We start from the raw sequence: 15748 nt of genomic DNA, 5'->3' as shown, positions 1-15748 counted from the left end.
TTCCGGCGTCAAGGCAGCGGGCATCCCCCGGGACGCCCCCCTTCTAGTCAGCCAGAAATACACCCGGGTCCAATCCCAGCGCGAAGGCACCGATGATCTCGCCCGTCCGCGGATCTCGGATGGGAAGCGATACCTCGACCTGGTAGCGGCGACCGGATTCGTCGAATTCCAGCTCCCCGATATAGATGCCTTGGGAAATCGCCGTCGCATGCTCCGGCTCGTCGCCCTGCCAGTAATCGGACGTTGGATCGGCTGCCGCCACGTTCAACCCCACAAGGTCCATCACGAAGGCCTCGTGGATCAGATCGTCGGAAGTATCGCGCCACTGGCGCAGCCAATCGGCCAGCGGATTGTCGATGGCCGCCTGCACAACCGGTGCATTATCGGTGCCGACCTGCTGGCGCCACAAAAGGTCGAGCCGCTCGATCTCTTCCTGCGAAAACCCCAGCGTCCTGAGGTTCTGACTGCGGATCGAGTCGAGAAGCAATTCATCCGTCAGCAATGGCCGGACATGTTCCGCGAGATACCGCTCAAGCGCCTCGGGGCCCTCGGCCAACGCAGGGGCCGGGCAGGCGACCCCGAGCAAGCCGCAGGCAAGGAGACCCCGAACCGGGTTATGACAGACTGACGGTATGCGCATCCAAGCCTCCGCGTTCGATGCGCAACGATAGTGGAGGAACCTTAACGCTTTCTCGCCATCCAAAGCCGAAAACGTGGGCGGAAACCACAGCGTCCATACCCCGCGCAGTTGCTTTACGCTGGAGCAATCGGACCTTTCCCACAGCACATGTTCACATTATCCCCCCGGACCGTTTCCTCCCGAGGGACTTGCGCCATCTGGCGGCGGCGCGCCCGATTGTGAGCGGCCTTCTGCAACCCGCAAACCCGACAACAGGAAAGGGGCGCCGCAGCGCCCCTCTGTGTCAGTTTCCCTCTGGCCGATCAGGCAGCCGCCTGCGCCTCGCCACCGAACCGGCCATAGAACGTCTGGTTCTTCGCGGCCATCTCCTTCAGCAGGGCGGGCGGCTCGAAGCGTGGGCCGAACTTCGCCGCCAGCTCTTCGCAACGCTCCACCGCGTAGGGCGTGCCGATGATGTCGAGCCAGCTGAGCGGCCCGCCGGACCAGGGCGCAAAGCCCCAGCCAAGGATCGCGCCCACGTCGCCCTCGCGGATGTCCATGAGCACGCCTTCTTCCAGCGCGCGCACCGCTTCGAGCGCCTGCACGAACATCAGACGGTCCTGCACTTCCTGCACCGGAGGCTGGTCTTTGGAAAGCGGGTACTTGTCGTGGATGCCTTTCCAGTAGCCGATGCGCTTGCCCTTTTCGTCATAGTCGAAATAGCCCGCCTTGGCCTTGCGACCCAGACGCCCGATCTCTTCCATCCAGACGATCAGGTTGTCGGCCTCGGACGCGGGGTACGCGTTGCCCATAGCCTTCTTGGTCGCGCGCATGATCTTGGTGGCCAGATCAATGGAGGTCTCGTCGCCCAGCTGGATTGGCCCCACAGGGAAGCCCAGCATCTGCGCGGCGTTGTCGATCAGCGCCGGTGCCACACCTTCGGTCACCATGCGCGTCGCCTCACCGCCGTAGGGGATGATGCAGCGGTTGGCATAGAAGAAGCGCGCGTCGTTGACGACGATCGGCGTCTTGCGGATCTGGCGGACGTAGTCGAGCGCCTTGGCTACCGCGCGGTCGCCGGTTTCCTTGCCACGGATGATCTCCACAAGCAGCATCTTTTCGACGGGCGAGAAGAAGTGGATGCCGATGAACTGGTCTTTGCGGACGGATGCCTGCGCGAGATCGGTGATCGGCAGGGTGGAAGTGTTGGAGGCAAAGATGCAGTCCTCGGGAATGATCGCCTCGACGCGTCTGGTCATCTCGGCCTTCACCTCCGGGTCCTCGAAAACCGCTTCGATGATCAGGTCGCAACCCTTGAGCGCGTCGAGATCGGGCGTGGCCGTGATGAGGCTCAGAAGCTGCTCCTTCTTCTCCTCGGTCGCCTTGCGGCGCTGGATGCCCTTGTCCATGTAGGCGGCTGAGTAGGCCTTGCCCTTGTCGGCGGCTTCTTGGTCGCGGTCGATCAGCACCACCTCGATCCCCGCCTGCGCGGAGACCAGCGCGATGCCCGCGCCCATCATCCCCGCACCCAGCACGCCCAGCTTCTTGACGCGTTGATCCGGGATGCCCTCGGGACGCACCGCGCCTTTTTCGAGCGCTTCTTTATTGACGAAAAGCGAGCGGATCATGGCCGAGGACGAAGGGTTCATCAGGATGGAGGTGAACCACCGCGCCTCGATCTTCAGCGCCACGTCGAAGGGCACGAGTGCCCCTTCATAGACTGCCGACAGCAGCGCCTTGGCCGCTGGGAAAGCACCCTTGGTCTTGCCGTTCACCATCGCGTTGGCACCGACGAAGGTCATGAAACCTGCCGGGTGATAAGGCGCGCCGCCGGGCATCTTGTAACCCTTCGCGTCCCAGGGCTTCACAAGGTCCGCGTCCTTGGCGTTCAGTACCCACTCGCGGGCGGCTGCCACCGGGTCGGCGACAACCTCGTCCACCAGTCCCGCCTTTACGGCCGCGGCGGGGTCCACAAGCTTGCCTTCCAGCAGGAAGGGCGAGGCGTTCATCGCGCCCAGCTTGAAGCTCAACCGCGTGGTGCCACCGGCACCGGGGAAGATGCCGACCATGATCTCGGGCAGGCCGATACGCGCCTTGGGATTGTCGGCGACAAAGATGCGGTGGGTGGCCAGCGGTAGTTCCAGACCGATACCAGCCGCCGTACCGGGAAGCGCCGAGGCGATGGGCTTGCCGCCCTTCAGCGTCTTGGGGTCCATGCCCGCGCGCTCGATCTTGCGCAGAAGCCCATGCATCCGCATCGTGCCTTCGAAAAGACCCTTGGCCGGATCGTCGCCGGTCATCTCGCGCAGCTTGCCCAAGAGGTTCAGGTCCATGCCCCCGGCAAAACTGTCCTCCTTGCCGGAGGTGATCACGATGCCCTTGACGGCCTCGTCGGCCAGCGCCTGGTCGATCAGCTGGTCCAGCAATTCGATGCCCTCGAAGGACATCACGTTCATCCGCTTGCCCGGCACGTCCCAGGTGATGATGGCGACGCCATCGGCGTCTGTTGTCATTGCAAAATCGGTCATCAAGTTTTCTCCTGTGTCCAGGTTCCGTCGGCATTTTGGCGAAGAATAATTAGACTGTTGGGTGCCATGATGTCGGGTGCTTGTCCCCGTTGGCTCACATTCGTCATCCTCGGATGTAGGCCATTTCTAATCTCAGCAATTGCATCTTCAATGTTGTCTCGGAGGACTGGTTTGCTTGTCTTTCTTTCCTTGGCACTATCACCTTTATGTAGTTGGAACTTCCCTTTCGACTTCATAGGAAGAAGTTCATGCAGGCCGCCATTTTTTGAAGAAATCCCGAGTACTCGAACCGTCATCTTAGATCCTTTCGATGATGGTTGCGGCGCCCATGCCGGAAGCGATGCAAAGCGTGGCAAGGCCCACTTCCTTGTCCGCACGCTCAAGCTCATCAAGGAGCGTGCCGATGATCATCGCACCGGTGGCGCCCAGCGGATGCCCCATGGCGATGGAGCCGCCGTTCACGTTCACCTTGTCGTGCTCGACGTTGAAGGCCTCCATGAAGCGCATCACGACGGAGGCGAAGGCCTCGTTCACCTCGAACAGATCGATGTCCTTGATGGACATGCCGATCTCGGCCAGCACCTTTTCAGTCACGGGCACGGGGCCGGTGAGCATGATGGTCGGATCGGTGCCGATCTTGGCGGTGGCCTTGATCCGGGCGCGGGGCTTGAGCCCGTATTTCTCGCCGAATTCCTTGTTGCCGATCAGCACGGCAGCGGCACCGTCCACGATGCCGCTGGAGTTCCCGGCGTGGTGGATATGGTTGATCCGCTCCAGATGCGGGTACTTCAGCATCGCCACCTTGTCGAAGCCCGGCATCACCTCGCCCATCTGCTGGAAGGCGGGGTTGAGCGAGCCGAGCGACTGCATGTCCGTCTCGGGGCGCATGTATTCGTCGTGATCGAGGATCGTGAGACCGTTCTGGTCCCTGATCTGGATAACGGACTTGGCAAAACGGCCCTCATCCCAGGCCTTCTTGGCACGCTTCTGGCTTTCCATGGCGAGCGCGTCCGCGTCATCGCGGGAATAGCCGTATTCGGTTGCGATGATATCGGCGGAGATCCCCTGCGGAACGAAGTACTTCTCCATCGCCAGCGTCGGGTCGACGGCAATCGCCGCCCCGTCCGACCCCATGGCCACGCGGCCCATCATCTCCACGCCTCCGGCGATATAGGCCTCACCGGCGCCACCCTTGACCTGGTTCGCGGCGAGGTTCACGGCCTCCATGCCGCTCGCACAGAAGCGGTTGATGGCGAGGCCGGGGATGGATTCATCAAGATCAGAGGCCAGCACAGCTGAGCGCGCAAGGCAGCCGCCCTGTTCCATCACCTGGGTGACATTGCCCCAGATCACGTCCTCGACGGCGTGCCCTTGCAGGTTGTTACGTTCCTTGACGGCGTTCAGCGTCTGGGCCGAGAGGCGCAGCGCTGTCACCTCGTGCAGGGAGCCGTCCTTGCGGCCTTTCCCGCGCGGGGTGCGCAGGGCGTCATAGATATAGGCGTCGGTCATGGGGATACTCCGATTGTTCGTGTGTCAGGCGCGGTCAGCGGGGCTGCCGGGCATCAGGTCATAGGGGGCTTTCCAGCCCGGTTGTTCCGCGATGCGTGACAGCCACGCGTCGATGTTGTGCCAATGGGCACGGTCGAACCCGAAGGGCTCGGGGTAATAGAGATAGCCGCAGCAGGAGATATCCGCGTTGGTGATTCCGTCACCGACGATCCAGTCGCGGCCCTCGAGATGATTGTTCAGCACCTCGTAGGCGGCCTTGAGCCGCCCCTGGTTGAAGGCGATCACCTCGGCCGGGCGCTTGTCCTCGGGCAGAAAGTTCATCAGGAAGCGCGTCATCCCGGCCATGGAGCTGAGCTTGTGGTTGTCCCACAGCACCCAGCGCAGGACCTCGCGCCGTTCGGCCGCGTTCTTGCCGCCGAACTTGCCGGATTTCTCCGAGACATAGTCCTGAATGACGCCGGATTGCGTCAGCTTCACGTCACCGTCGATCATTACCGGGGCCTCGCCCATCTGGTTGATGGTCGCGCGGTATTCCGGGCTGCGCGTCTCGCCGCCGAAGAAGTCGACCTTCATAGGCTCCCAGTCGAGACCCGAGAGTTGCAGCGCAAGAGCCGCCTTGTAGGCGTTGCCGGATTCGCCGAAGCAGTAAAGCTTGATGGTCATATGTTGGCTCCTAGTTGGACTGTCGCTTTCGGGGGTTTCACACCCCCGGACCCCCGTGGAGGTATATTGGAAAGATGAAGCGCGATTCAGGTCTCGTTAACCTTGATTTCCTAGATTGAGATTGCCCGGCATGCTGGAGAGATAACCCGGGTGAAAGGTGAAGCCCTGCCGTGCCACAGACCTCTTTTTGGTGTGGCCCGGCAGGGTGGGCACCACCGTCCGGCTTCATCTTTCCAATACAACTCACTTGCAACATCTCCGCCTGCGCACCATCAAAGGTTGCGCGCAATCAGTTCCTTCATGATCTCGTTGGTGCCGCCGTAGATGCGCTGGACGCGGGCGTCCGTCCACATCTCCGCAATCGCGTATTCCTGCATGAAGCCATAGCCGCCGTGCAGTTGCAGGCACTCGTCCAGAACCTCGCCCTGCGTGTCAGTCAGCCAGTATTTCGCCATCGCGGCGCGGTCGACCGTCAGCTCGCCGCGCAGGTGCTCGGCGATACACTGGTCGAGGAAGGCGCGCGCGACGGCGGTCTTGGTCTTGCACTCCGCCAGTTTGAATCGGGTGTTCTGGAATTGCAGCAGGTTGCCGCCGAAGGCTTCGCGCTCCTTGCAATAGGTAATGGTGCGCTCAACAGCGCCCTCCATGGCACCGACGGCCTCGCAGGCGATGATCAGGCGTTCCTGCGGAAGCTGCTGCATCATCTGGTAGAAACCCTTGCCTTCCTCACCGCCGAGGATGTTCTCGGGCGGGATTTCGACGTTGTCGAAAAAGAGCTCGGAGGTATCGGAGGCGTGCTTGCCGATCTTTTCGAGGTTGCGGCCGCGCTTGAAACCCTCGGCCCCCTCGGTCTCGACCACGACAAGGCTGACGCCCTTCGAGCCCTGCGTCGGGTCCGTCTTGGCCGCCACGATGATCAGGTCGGCGTGCTGGCCGTTGGTGATGAAGGTCTTCTGCCCCGACAGGCGGTAGGCGTTGCCGTCGCGGATCGCCTTGGTCTTGATGTTCTGAACGTCTGACCCGGTCGAGGGTTCGGTCATCGCCAGCGCGCCGACCATCTCGCCTGTCACCATCCTGGGCAGCCAGCGCTGTTTCTGCTCTTCCGAGCCGTAGGCGAGGATGTAATGCGCGACGATCCCCGAGTGGATGCCGTTGCCCCAGCTGGCGAGGTTGGCGCGCGCCGCTTCGATCAGGATCGCGGCCTCGTGGCCGAAGTCACCGCCCGCACCGCCGTATTCTTCGGGGACGGAGGCGCAGAGGAGACCCAGCGCGCCAGCCTCGTTCCAGCTGTCGCGGTCCATCTCGGACTGCTTGCGCCACTTCTCGAACTTCGGGGCCCATTCGGCGTTGATGAAGTTCGCGGTCATCTCCGCGAGCATCCGGTGTTCTTCGGTCATCCATTGGGATGTGGCTGGTGCCATGTCTTTCATGTCTCTCTCCCTGCCGCTTATTTCTTGCGGTCTTCAAGCTCGGAATTGAACAGGCGCAACCGCGCCACGAGGTTTTCCTCTTTGGTCACGGATTTGAAGTTCTCGAAAAGAAAGGACAATGCCTCGCCCTCGTCGAGCCCTGCGTCGGCGCTGAATTTCTTCAGCGCGCGGTAGCCGTCTTCGGTCATGGCGAGCGGGAAGCGGCGGGTCAGGCGAAAGCGTTTGGGCATTTTAACCCCTTGTTAGGAAACGGCAAATGTTTCGCGCGCGAAACAAATGCCCCTTCCGGTTGGGGTCGGACACGATTGTCCGACCCCGCCCGTCGTTAGAAATTCGCCGCGTCGAGCGCCATCACCGTATCCGCGCCGGACTGGATGCGGGTGAGGTGAAGTGCCGTGGCGGGCAGCTGTCGTGCCATGTAGTAACGGCCCGTGTTCAGCTTTGTCTCGTAGAACGCCACGTCAGAAGCGCCGTTGGCGAGGGCTTCCTTTGCGGCAAGTCCCATCTTGGCCCACATCAGGCCAAGGCAGACGTGGCCGAACATGTGCATGAAGTCGTTGGAACCCGCGAGCGCGTGGTTCGGATTCTTGGCACCGTTCTGCATGAAGTACATGCCGGCGGCCTGCAAATCCTTGGAGGCGTTCTTGAGCGGCTCCATGAACTGCGCGTCGAAATCCGCGTCCTTGCCGGAGTTTTCCTTGATGAAGGTCTTCACTAGGTCAAAGAAGGCCATGACGTGCTTGCCGCCGTCCTGGGCGAGCTTGCGGCCCACCAGGTCGAGCGCCTGCACACCGTTCGCGCCTTCGTAGATCATGGCGATGCGGGCGTCGCGGGTGAACTGGGACATGCCCCACTCTTCCACGTAGCCGTGGCCGCCGTAGACCTGCTGGGCCTTGACGGTCATGTCATAGCCGACGTCCGTCAGGAAACCCTTGATGACCGGGGTCAGCAGGGAGACAAGCCCATCGGCGTCCGCGTCATGCTTGCGGTGCGCCGCGTCGATCATCGTTGCCCCCCAGAGCACGAAGGCGCGGGCACCTTCGGCAAAGGACTTCTGGTCCATCAGCGAGCGGCGCACGTCGGGGTGCACGATGATCGGGTCGGCGGCCTTGTCGGGCGCTTCCGGTCCGGTGATCGCGCGGCCCTGCAGGCGGTCGCGGGCGTAGGTCAGGGCGTTCTGGTAGGCCACTTCGGCCTGGCTCAGGCCCTGCATGCCGACGCCAAGGCGGGCTTCGTTCATCATGGTGAACATCGCGCGCATGCCCTTGTGCTCCTGCCCGAGCAGGAAGCCGGTGGCCTCGTCATAGTTCATCACGCAGGTGGAGTTGCCGTGGATGCCCATCTTTTCCTCGATGGAGCCGACGGAGACGCCGTTGCGCTCGCCCAGGGAGCCGTCCTCGTTCACCAAGAACTTCGGCACGATGAAGAGCGAGACACCGGCGATGCCCTCGGGGCCGCCTTCGATCTTGGCCAGCACGAGGTGGATGATGTTGTCGGCCATGTCGTGCTCACCGGCGGAGATGAAGATCTTCTGGCCGGAAATCTTGTAAGAACCATCGCCCTGCGGCACCGCCTTGGTGCGCATCAGGCCAAGGTCCGTGCCGCAGTGCGGCTCGGTCAGGTTCATGGTGCCGGTCCATTCGCAGGACACCATGTTGGGCAGGTAGGTTGCCTTTTGTTCATCGGTGCCGTGGGCGAGGATCGCCGAAGCCGCACCGTGGGTCAGGCCCTGGTACATGGTGAAGGCCTGGTTGGCGGAGGAGAAGAATTCACCCACCGCGGTGCCGATCACGTAGGGCATGTTCTGGCCGCCGAATTCCTCGGGCATGTCGAGGCCGGTCCAGCCGCCTTCCTTCACCTGCTCGAAGGCTTCCTTGAAGCCCTTGGGCGTGTAGACGACGCCGTTTTCAAGGCGGCAGCCTTCCTTGTCGCCCACCACGTTCAGGGGCGCGACGACCTCGGAGGTCAGCTTGCCGGCTTCCTCAAGGATGGCGGAGGTGAAATCGGGGTCCAGTTCATCGTAGCCGGGAATATCGGACTGGCTGACTTTCAGGACGTCGTGAAGGACGAACTGCATGTCTTTGGTCGGGGCGGAATAGGTTGGCATCGGGCTCTCCCTTTGAGTTCTGTTCGCTGCTGTTGGTTCTGAGCGGGGGCGGTTATTCCGCCGCGCTGCGTGTCTGTTTCATCGAGGCGATCATCTTTTCGCCCCACTTGAGCTGTTCCTTGAGGTCGGCAATCGCCTGGTCCAGTTCGGCGCGCTGGTTCTCGAGGTCCGCGAGACGTTCGCGTGCGACATCGTAGGCGCGCATGATCTGGGTCTGCTGCTGGTCACCCATGTGGTAGAGGTCCAGCAACTGGCGGATTTCCTCGAGGCTGAAGCCGAAGCGCTTGCCGCGCAGGATCAGCTTGAGCCGCGCGCGGTCGCGCTTGGTGAAGAGGCGCTTCTGGCCCTCGCGGATAGGGAAAAGCAGTTCTTTCGCCTCGTAAAAGCGAAGCGTCCGGGGGGTGACGTCAAAGGCGTCACACATCTCGCGGATGGTCATCGTGTCACTTGTCATTGCGTTTGCTCTTTTCATCAAGAAATTCGTCTTGGCGTTGATCTGTGATGTTTCGACGCTTCTTACAATAGCGCTCTAGGTTGACGTAAGCAGGACGTTACGTCACTTCAAAAGTTGACGTGGCTAGAGCCTTGGTAAACCATATTTTTCTCGATTTCAGCCGAAAACGCGAATTTCCTGCCTTTTTCGAACCCATTTGGCCCTTTTGGGGAAAAAGCTGATTACGGAGCCGATTCGAGGCCATAAATGGATGTGTTCGATTGGGACGTTCGAGGGTCCGGAGGCCTGTATGACCGGCAAGATCACGCTTCAGGACTTCATCGCGCGCTGTCACGATATCGCGCGCCTGTCCGAATTGTGGTCGGAGGCGCTGGGCTTCTTCCACAGCCGCGGCATCGCGCGGGTCAGCTATCACAGCGACGATGCGCAGGCGCCGGGGGCGGCGCGGCTGGGCATCGTCGAGGATGGCTATCCCGAAGAGTGGCTCGATCTCTATATCGGTGGGGAATTGAGCAAGATCGATCCGATTCCGGGCATCGCCGCGCGGCTGGTCCGGCCGTTTCTGTGGTCGGAGGCGGCGTCGCTGGCGGAGCTGACCGAGGACCAGAAACGCTACATGGATATCCTTGTCGCCTCTGACCTGGGCGACGGGCTGGCGATGCAGGTCTATGGACCCAACATGCGAAATGCCTACGTCGGGCTCGGCTTTGGGCGGGAGACGCCGGCGCTGGATGCACAGGATATCTTCGAGCTGCAATGCGCCGCGCAGATGGCGCATATCCGCTATTGCGAGATCACCGCGGGCAGGCAACAGCGCGCTGAACTGTCGCCGCGCGAGCTGGAGGTGTTGCGCTGGATCGCGGAGGGCAAGAGCAATTCGGTGATCGCCGATATCCTTGGTATCTCGCGCCACACGGTCGATACCATGACACGGCGCATGTTCGACAAGCTTGATGTGAACGACCGCACCTCGGCGGCGATACGCGGGCTTGGGTCGGGCTTGCTGCACCACAGGGAGCATTCGCCCTCGTGATTTGTGGCGCAGGTGCGTGACATGATTCCGTCGCCGCCCCGGCTAAAAGGCCGCGCGTATCCACCCCAATCCCTTTGCCGTCCCCGTTCTGGTTCCAGATGTCCGTTTCCAACCCACCTTGCAAGCCGTCCGCATCCAAAGGTTTCGACCGGCCGCTCGCCGCGCTGTCCGAAGCCGAACGCCTGATCGAGGACGCGACCTACGAGCTTGCCGACAAGGCGGCGCCGCAGGCCATCGCCAAGCTGATCGTTCTGGCCGCCGATCTGCGGCGCGCGCGCACGGAAATCGCCAGGCGCAGCGCCAGGAAAGGCTGAGCCTGCGCCGTCAGGCGCTTTGCTTGTCGAGGAAATCCTTGGTCTGCTGGCGCAGCTCCTTGAGCTCGGCGATGGCCTCGTCCAGTTGCGCGCGCTGATCGGCGAGTTCCTTGAGCTGTTCTTCCGAGGCGGTCATCCAGGCTTCGGCCTGGCTGCGGGTGCCCTCGTTCTCGCGCATCAGCAGCCACTGGCGGATGGATTCGAGCGGGAACCCGAATTTGCGGCCCTGCAGGATCAGCTTCATCCGGGCGCGTTCGCGGGCGCCGTAGAAACGGGCGCGCCCCTCCCGGTCAGGTTGCAGTAATTCGATATATTCGTAATAGCGCAGCGTGCGCGGGGTCACCTCGAATTCCGCGCACATCTCCTTAAACGTGATCCGGTCATCGGCCATGCTCGTCCACTCCCTTTCGATCAAGCTAAGGGGATGCCGCGTCAAGCGCAACAGGCGCCCTTGCCCTTTGGCAGGCTTGTGCAGATAAAGGAAAAAAATCGCCCTTGGGAATATATTGAGCATGTCTGACAAGGACAGGATCGCCAGCCAGTTCATCCAGGCGCTGCCACATGCGCGTGCCCTTGGCATGACGCTGGAAGAGCTGGGTGGCGGCACGGCGACGATCTCGATGCCCTACTCGGAAAAGCTGATCGGCGATCCGGCGACGGGGGTGGTGCATGGCGGCGCGGTTTCCGCGCTGATGGATACGTGTTGCGGGGCAGCGGTGATGTGCCATCCCAACAACCTGTCCCATACCGCGACCATCGATCTGCGGATCGAGTACCTGCGTCCCGCGACACCCGGGCAGCGGATCAGCACGACTGCGACCTGTTATCACGTCACGCGCTCGGTGGCCTTTGTCCGGGCAACAGCCTCGGACGAGGACGCGAAGAACCCGGTGGCGATGGCCACGGGCACCTTCACGGTGGGGAGCTGAGCGGATGAAAAAGCGCCCGGAGCCGGTTCAGGTCGTCAAGCAGCGCCGCGACGCGGTGTTGCGTACGCTGGTTGAGAACGTACCGTATATTCAGTTTCTCGGCATCCGGTTCGAGCGGATGGGGGATGAGCTGACAGCGATCCTGCCGTTCAAGGAAGAACTGATTGGCAACCCGCTCTTGCCCGCCTTGCACGGCGGGGCAACCTCGGCCTTTCTGGAGACGACCGCGATCATCTGCCTGAGCTGGAGTTTCCTGTGGGAGGACATGGAAAGCGGCGTGCTCGATATCGAGAACCTCGACCGCGATCACCTGCCGCGCCTGCCAAAGACCATCGACTTTACCGTCGACTACCTGCGCTCGGGCCTGCCGCGCGACGGCTATGCGCGGGCCGAGATCACCCGCGCCGGGCGGCGCTATGCCAGCGTGCGCGTGCAGGCCTGGCAGGACAACCGCGCACGTCCTTATGCGCAGGCGACGGGCCATTTCGTGATGCCGCAGCGAAAGGGCTGAGGTGTCCGAACCGCTGAAGGACAGGGAGTTGCGCGCGGTCGAGACCGGCGCGCTGAAGCCTAAGGACGTGGTGACGCACCGACGGGTGCTGAACATCGCGGTGCCGGTTGTCATTTCCAACGCGACCGTGCCCATCCTCGGGGCCGTCGATACGGGCGTCGTGGGGCAGATGGGGGCGGCGGCACCCATCGGTGCCGTGGGGATCGGGGCGATCATCCTGTCGGCCTTCTACTGGTTCTTCGGCTTTCTGCGGATGGGTACCGTGGGCCTGACCGCGCAGGCGGCGGGTGAGAACGATGAGGCAGAGGTCGCGGCCCTGCTGACGCGGGGCCTGATGGTCGGGGTCGGCGCGGGGCTGGCCGTGATCGCGTTGCAGGTGCCGCTGTTGTGGGCGGCTTTCCAGGCCTCGCCCGCCTCGGCAGAGGTGGAGGCGCTGGCGCGGGACTACATCACCATCCGCATCTGGTCGGCCCCGGCGGCGATCTCGCTTTATGCGATCACCGGCTGGCTCATCGCGCAGGAGCGGACGCGGGCGGTGCTGGTCCTGCAACTATGGATGAACGGGGTGAATATCCTGCTGGACCTGTGGTTCGTGCTGGGCCTTGGCTGGGGGGTGGAGGGCGTGGCGATTGCCACCTTCATCGCCGAGTGGAGCGGGGCGGCGCTGGGCCTGTGGTTCTGCCGGGCGGTGTTCGGGGGGACGGATTGGCGCAACGCGGGCAGGGTCTTTGACCGGCTGCGGTGGGTCAGGATGGTGCGGCTGAACACCGACATCCTGATCCGGTCGCTGCTATTGCAGGCGATATTCGTGTCGTTCCTGTTCCTGGGCGCGGACATGGGCGATGTGACACTGGCGGCGAACCAGGTGCTGTTGCAGTTCCTGATGATCACCTCCTATGCGCTCGACGGTTTCGCTTTTGCCGCCGAGGCGCTGGTGGGGCAGGCCTATGGCGCACGGCAGCGGGCGGTGTTGCGGCGGGGGGCGGCGCTGGCGTCGGTCTGGGCCGGGGTGGTGTCGCTGGGGCTGGTCGTGGTCTTTGCGGCGGCGGGTCCGGCGCTTGTGGACCTGATGGCAAAGGCCCCGGAAGTGCAGGCGGAGGCGCGGGTGTACCTGCCTTATGTCGTGCTGGTGCCGTTGGTGGGGGTCGCACCCTTTATGCTGGACGGGATTTTCATCGGGGCGACGCGGTCGCGGGACATGCGCAACATGATGGCGCTGTCCTTTGGCGTTTACGTGGTGGCGGTTCTGGTGCTGGTGCCTGCCTTTGGCAACCACGGGCTTTGGGCGGCGATGTTGATATCCTTCGTGGCGCGGGGGGTGACGCTGGGGCTGCGGTATCCGGCGCTTGAGCGGTCGGTGGCTGCCTAGAGGAGATCGCGGACGTTCTCGGGCGGCCTGCCGATGACCGCGCGGTCGCTTTTGATGGCGACGGGGCGTTCGATCAGGATCGGATGGGCGGCCATGGCGGCAATGAGCTCGGTGTCGGGGGTGTCTTTGTTGAGGCCCAGTTCCTTGAAGAGCTTTTCGCCCTTGCGCATCATCTCGATCACGGGCGGGTTGCCGAGGGCCGTGCGGGTGGCGGCGATCTCATCCGCGCTGGGCGCGTCTTCGAGGTAGCGGCGGACGATGACGTGCGCGCCTGCGTCTTCCAGCAGCGCCAGCGCCTGTCGGGATTTGGAGCAGCGGGGGTTGTGCCAGAGGGTGATCATAGCCAGTCTTTCGTGTTGCTACCGACAGCCTCGGCGACGGAGGCGAAACCGTCGCGGGTGAGGAGCGTATCGAGGCCTTGGGCGATTTCGCGCACCAGCGAGAGGCCGCCGTAGACGAGCGCGGTGTAGAGTTGCACGGCGGAGGCACCGGCGCGGATTTTCGCGTAGGCCTGTTCGGCGGAACCCACGCCGCCGACGCCGATGAGGGGGATGTCGGTGAGGGTGGAGAGGCGCGCGAGAACGCGGGTGGATTTTTCGAAGAGCGGTTGGCCGGAGAGGCCGCCTGCCTCGCCCCGGTGGGGGCTGTGCAGTCCATCGCGGTCGAGCGTGGTGTTGGTGGCGATGATGGCCGCGATGCCTGCCTCTGCTGCGACGTCGGCCACGTCGGCGATTTCGGCCTCGGTCAGGTCGGGGGCGATTTTCAGGAAGACGGGGGTGGTGTCGCGTACCGCCATGACGCCTGCAAGCAGGGCGGAAAGGGCGGCCTTGCCCTGCAGGTCGCGCAGTTTCTCGGTGTTGGGGGAACTGACGTTGACGGTGGCGAAATCCACGTGGTCGCGGGCGGCTTCCATGACGCGGCCGAAATCGGCGGCGCGGTCGGTGCTGGTCTTGTTGGCTCCGAGGTTGAGGCCCACGGGCACACCCTTGCCGCGCCGGGCGAGGCGGGCGCAGATCGCCTCCATCCCGTCGTTGTTAAAGCCAAAGCGGTTGATGGCGCCGCGATCCTCGGTCAGTCGGAAGAGACGCGGCTTGGGGTTGCCGGGCTGGGGCAGGGGGGTGGCTGCACCCACTTCGACAAAGCCGAAACCGGCGCGCGAGAGGGGCGCGATGGCGGTGGCGTTCTTGTCGAAACCGGCGGCGAGGCCCACTGGGTTGGGCAGGTCGAGGCCTGCGAGCGTGGTTTTCAGGCGCGGCGTGGTGATCGGGCCGGGGGCGGGGGCCAGGCCCGCCTGCAGGGCGCGGATGGCGAGGCCGTGGGCGGCCTCGGGGTCAATGCGGCGCAGCGCCGAGAGGCCCAGACGCTCGATCAGGGCGTTCATTCAAACCGGTCTCCGGCACCTGCATTCTGCGTGCGGATCAGGCGCGAGGTTTTGACGGCGGCCTGCCGGTGGACGACGGCCTGTTTGTAGTCGGGGTCGGAGATCATGGCGAGGAAGGCATGGGCGTTCGGGTAACGGGCGATGAACATGGCGTCCCATGTTTCGTCCGAGGGGCCGATCAAAGTGGTCTCGAAATGGCCGCGCCAGAGGATGCTGCCTCCGACCTTCTTCAGCACCGGAGCGGAATGTTTGCCGTAGAGCGCATAGGCTTCGGCCCCGGTCATGCCGTCGCGGGCGAGGTCGTGGTCGCCGGGGTAATTGGCCAGATCGTTGAACTTGACGAGGTTGAGCATGTTGAGCTCGGTGTCGCGGTCGAGCGCCTTGAAAGCGTCGAACTGGGCGCGGTCGGGGTCGATGTATCCGGTCATTGGCTCGCCTCCTCCAGTCCGGCGGGGAATTGATGCACGCCGTCCTTCAGGGGCAGGGGCTGAGCCCAGACGACGTCGGCCATGGTCATCTTGCGGTAGAGATGCGGGAAAAGTGCGCCGCCGCGGGAGGGTTCCCATTTGAGCGCGTCACCTGCGGCATCGGCCTCTACGGCGATGAGGAAGAGACCGTCCTCGCCAGCGAAATGCTTGGCGGCTGTTTCTTCTGCCTGTGTGGCGGTGGAGAAATGGATGTAGCCGTCGGTGACGTCGATGGGGGCACCTGTGCTCTCGCCCTCGGCACGAAGGGTCTGCCATTCGTCGGTGCGGAAAATCTTGTAAATCAGCATTGGATGGTGATGGACGGTGATGGGGGGCGGGTCAAGGGGGCGCCGCGGGACAGGATGAGAATGCCTGTTCAAACCGCGCGCTGCTTTGCGACGCAAGGTCAGCCGCATTACATCTTTGACAGCTTG

The 15748-nt window shown here is 63.3% G+C and carries 19 protein-coding genes; 5 read left to right on the top strand and 14 right to left on the bottom strand.

Annotation, left to right across the window (positions count from 1 at the left end; genetic code table 11):
• Positions 1 to 43: 43 nt before the first annotated feature.
• The 9 genes from AB2B41_RS14680 to AB2B41_RS14640 all read right to left on the bottom strand — a co-directional run bounded on the left by AB2B41_RS14680 (position 44) and on the right by AB2B41_RS14640 (position 9310).
• Entirely contained in the window at positions 44 to 640 is a 597-nt protein-coding gene (locus tag AB2B41_RS14680) for a PDC sensor domain-containing protein (protein ID WP_367878561.1), read from the bottom strand.
• Between the two features lie 302 nt (positions 641 to 942).
• A complete protein-coding gene (locus tag AB2B41_RS14675; protein ID WP_367878560.1) occupies positions 943 to 3147 on the bottom strand; it encodes a 3-hydroxyacyl-CoA dehydrogenase NAD-binding domain-containing protein in 2205 nt (734 codons plus the stop codon).
• Positions 3147 to 3443: a hypothetical protein gene (locus tag AB2B41_RS14670; protein ID WP_367878559.1), complete on the bottom strand. Its 297-nt coding sequence runs from the start codon at positions 3441 to 3443 to the stop codon at positions 3147 to 3149. Before AB2B41_RS14670 ends, AB2B41_RS14675 begins: the two co-directional genes overlap by 1 nt.
• 1 nt (position 3444) lies before the next feature.
• Positions 3445 to 4656, bottom strand: a complete 1212-nt coding sequence (locus AB2B41_RS14665) for an acetyl-CoA C-acetyltransferase (protein ID WP_367878558.1) — start codon at positions 4654 to 4656, stop codon at positions 3445 to 3447.
• A 24-nt stretch (positions 4657 to 4680) separates the two neighbouring features.
• Positions 4681 to 5319 (bottom strand): glutathione S-transferase family protein, encoded by a 639-nt coding sequence (locus AB2B41_RS14660; RefSeq protein WP_367878557.1) that lies wholly within the window; start codon positions 5317 to 5319, stop codon positions 4681 to 4683.
• A 272-nt stretch (positions 5320 to 5591) separates the two neighbouring features.
• On the bottom strand, positions 5592 to 6740 hold the full coding sequence (locus tag AB2B41_RS14655; protein WP_367878663.1) for an acyl-CoA dehydrogenase family protein: 1149 nt from the start codon (positions 6738 to 6740) through the stop codon (positions 5592 to 5594).
• Between the two features lie 26 nt (positions 6741 to 6766).
• The gene (locus AB2B41_RS14650) at positions 6767 to 6979 is read right to left on the bottom strand and encodes a hypothetical protein (RefSeq protein WP_367878556.1); all 213 of its coding nucleotides are present in this window, start codon (positions 6977 to 6979) and stop codon (positions 6767 to 6769) included.
• Positions 6980 to 7074: 95 nt separating this feature from the next.
• The gene (locus AB2B41_RS14645) at positions 7075 to 8856 is read right to left on the bottom strand and encodes an acyl-CoA dehydrogenase C-terminal domain-containing protein (RefSeq protein ID WP_367878555.1); all 1782 of its coding nucleotides are present in this window, start codon (positions 8854 to 8856) and stop codon (positions 7075 to 7077) included.
• Positions 8857 to 8908: 52 nt separating this feature from the next.
• On the bottom strand, positions 8909 to 9310 hold the full coding sequence (locus AB2B41_RS14640) for a MerR family transcriptional regulator (protein ID WP_367878554.1): 402 nt from the start codon (positions 9308 to 9310) through the stop codon (positions 8909 to 8911).
• Between the two features lie 289 nt (positions 9311 to 9599).
• On the opposite strand from AB2B41_RS14640, the gene AB2B41_RS14635 reads away from it, so the two are divergent.
• Together AB2B41_RS14635 and AB2B41_RS14630 are read left to right on the top strand one after the other, a co-directional pair.
• A complete protein-coding gene (locus AB2B41_RS14635; protein WP_367878553.1) occupies positions 9600 to 10343 on the top strand; it encodes a helix-turn-helix transcriptional regulator in 744 nt (247 codons plus the stop codon).
• 98 nt (positions 10344 to 10441) lie between these two features.
• Complete coding sequence (locus AB2B41_RS14630; RefSeq protein ID WP_367878552.1) at positions 10442 to 10657, top strand: hypothetical protein; 216 nt, start codon at positions 10442 to 10444, stop codon at positions 10655 to 10657.
• Positions 10658 to 10667: 10 nt separating this feature from the next.
• On the opposite strand, the gene AB2B41_RS14625 is transcribed toward AB2B41_RS14630, so the two are convergent.
• Complete coding sequence (locus AB2B41_RS14625; RefSeq protein WP_367878551.1) at positions 10668 to 11048, bottom strand: MerR family transcriptional regulator; 381 nt, start codon at positions 11046 to 11048, stop codon at positions 10668 to 10670.
• A 121-nt stretch (positions 11049 to 11169) separates the two neighbouring features.
• Here AB2B41_RS14625 and AB2B41_RS14620 point away from each other — a divergent pair, with 121 nt between their 5' ends.
• From AB2B41_RS14620 to AB2B41_RS14610, 3 genes are read left to right on the top strand one after another with little or no spacing between them, the layout of a single operon-like run.
• Complete coding sequence (locus AB2B41_RS14620; RefSeq protein ID WP_367878550.1) at positions 11170 to 11586, top strand: PaaI family thioesterase; 417 nt, start codon at positions 11170 to 11172, stop codon at positions 11584 to 11586.
• A gap of 4 nt (positions 11587 to 11590) precedes the next feature.
• Positions 11591 to 12097: a PaaI family thioesterase gene (locus AB2B41_RS14615; protein ID WP_367878549.1), complete on the top strand. Its 507-nt coding sequence runs from the start codon at positions 11591 to 11593 to the stop codon at positions 12095 to 12097.
• A 1-nt stretch (position 12098) separates the two neighbouring features.
• Positions 12099 to 13466, top strand: coding sequence for an MATE family efflux transporter (locus tag AB2B41_RS14610; RefSeq protein WP_367878548.1), 1368 nt, complete (start codon positions 12099 to 12101; stop codon positions 13464 to 13466).
• Here the strand turns inward: AB2B41_RS14610 and arsC are convergent.
• The 4 genes from arsC to AB2B41_RS14590 are packed head-to-tail and all read right to left on the bottom strand — an operon-like array spanning position 13463 to position 15622.
• Entirely contained in the window at positions 13463 to 13807 is a 345-nt protein-coding gene (gene arsC / locus AB2B41_RS14605) for an arsenate reductase (glutaredoxin) (protein WP_367878547.1), read from the bottom strand. The two genes, AB2B41_RS14610 and arsC, sit on opposite strands and share 4 nt — an antisense overlap.
• Positions 13804 to 14847: a quinone-dependent dihydroorotate dehydrogenase gene (locus AB2B41_RS14600; protein ID WP_367878546.1), complete on the bottom strand. Its 1044-nt coding sequence runs from the start codon at positions 14845 to 14847 to the stop codon at positions 13804 to 13806. The genes arsC and AB2B41_RS14600 overlap by 4 nt, the downstream gene beginning before the upstream one ends.
• On the bottom strand, positions 14844 to 15275 hold the full coding sequence (locus AB2B41_RS14595; RefSeq protein ID WP_367878545.1) for a DUF1330 domain-containing protein: 432 nt from the start codon (positions 15273 to 15275) through the stop codon (positions 14844 to 14846). Before AB2B41_RS14595 ends, AB2B41_RS14600 begins: the two co-directional genes overlap by 4 nt.
• Complete coding sequence (locus AB2B41_RS14590; RefSeq protein WP_367878544.1) at positions 15272 to 15622, bottom strand: DUF952 domain-containing protein; 351 nt, start codon at positions 15620 to 15622, stop codon at positions 15272 to 15274. Before AB2B41_RS14590 ends, AB2B41_RS14595 begins: the two co-directional genes overlap by 4 nt.
• Positions 15623 to 15748: the final 126 nt, after the last annotated feature.

It is taken from the genome of Sulfitobacter sediminis (genome assembly GCF_040811725.1).
GTDB lineage: Bacteria > Pseudomonadota > Alphaproteobacteria > Rhodobacterales > Rhodobacteraceae > Sulfitobacter > Sulfitobacter sediminis.
The sequence above is the reverse complement of the archived record's forward strand: the minus strand, read 5'-3'. Positions and strand labels throughout refer to the sequence as shown.

What these genes read in the sequence shown, in the direction of transcription:
- AB2B41_RS14650 (WP_367878556.1), bottom strand. Translation starts at nt 6,979, where the DNA reads ATGCCCAAACGCTTTCGCCTGACCCGCCGCTTCCCGCTCGCCATGACC.
- AB2B41_RS14625 (WP_367878551.1), bottom strand. Translation starts at nt 11,048, where the DNA reads ATGGCCGATGACCGGATCACGTTTAAGGAGATGTGCGCGGAATTCGAG.
- AB2B41_RS14660 (WP_367878557.1), bottom strand. Translation starts at nt 5,319, where the DNA reads ATGACCATCAAGCTTTACTGCTTCGGCGAATCCGGCAACGCCTACAAG.
- AB2B41_RS14600 (WP_367878546.1), bottom strand. Translation starts at nt 14,847, where the DNA reads ATGAACGCCCTGATCGAGCGTCTGGGCCTCTCGGCGCTGCGCCGCATT.
- AB2B41_RS14620 (WP_367878550.1), top strand. Translation starts at nt 11,170, where the DNA reads ATGTCTGACAAGGACAGGATCGCCAGCCAGTTCATCCAGGCGCTGCCA.
- AB2B41_RS14595 (WP_367878545.1), bottom strand. Translation starts at nt 15,275, where the DNA reads ATGACCGGATACATCGACCCCGACCGCGCCCAGTTCGACGCTTTCAAG.
- AB2B41_RS14665 (WP_367878558.1), bottom strand. Translation starts at nt 4,656, where the DNA reads ATGACCGACGCCTATATCTATGACGCCCTGCGCACCCCGCGCGGGAAA.
- AB2B41_RS14675 (WP_367878560.1), bottom strand. Translation starts at nt 3,147, where the DNA reads ATGACCGATTTTGCAATGACAACAGACGCCGATGGCGTCGCCATCATC.
- AB2B41_RS14645 (WP_367878555.1), bottom strand. Translation starts at nt 8,856, where the DNA reads ATGCCAACCTATTCCGCCCCGACCAAAGACATGCAGTTCGTCCTTCAC.
- AB2B41_RS14640 (WP_367878554.1), bottom strand. Translation starts at nt 9,310, where the DNA reads ATGACAAGTGACACGATGACCATCCGCGAGATGTGTGACGCCTTTGAC.
- AB2B41_RS14655 (WP_367878663.1), bottom strand. Translation starts at nt 6,740, where the DNA reads ATGGCACCAGCCACATCCCAATGGATGACCGAAGAACACCGGATGCTC.
- AB2B41_RS14630 (WP_367878552.1), top strand. Translation starts at nt 10,442, where the DNA reads ATGTCCGTTTCCAACCCACCTTGCAAGCCGTCCGCATCCAAAGGTTTC.
- AB2B41_RS14590 (WP_367878544.1), bottom strand. Translation starts at nt 15,622, where the DNA reads ATGCTGATTTACAAGATTTTCCGCACCGACGAATGGCAGACCCTTCGT.
- arsC (WP_367878547.1), bottom strand. Translation starts at nt 13,807, where the DNA reads ATGATCACCCTCTGGCACAACCCCCGCTGCTCCAAATCCCGACAGGCG.
- AB2B41_RS14635 (WP_367878553.1), top strand. Translation starts at nt 9,600, where the DNA reads ATGACCGGCAAGATCACGCTTCAGGACTTCATCGCGCGCTGTCACGAT.
- AB2B41_RS14670 (WP_367878559.1), bottom strand. Translation starts at nt 3,443, where the DNA reads ATGACGGTTCGAGTACTCGGGATTTCTTCAAAAAATGGCGGCCTGCAT.
- AB2B41_RS14615 (WP_367878549.1), top strand. Translation starts at nt 11,591, where the DNA reads ATGAAAAAGCGCCCGGAGCCGGTTCAGGTCGTCAAGCAGCGCCGCGAC.
- AB2B41_RS14680 (WP_367878561.1), bottom strand. Translation starts at nt 640, where the DNA reads ATGCGCATACCGTCAGTCTGTCATAACCCGGTTCGGGGTCTCCTTGCC.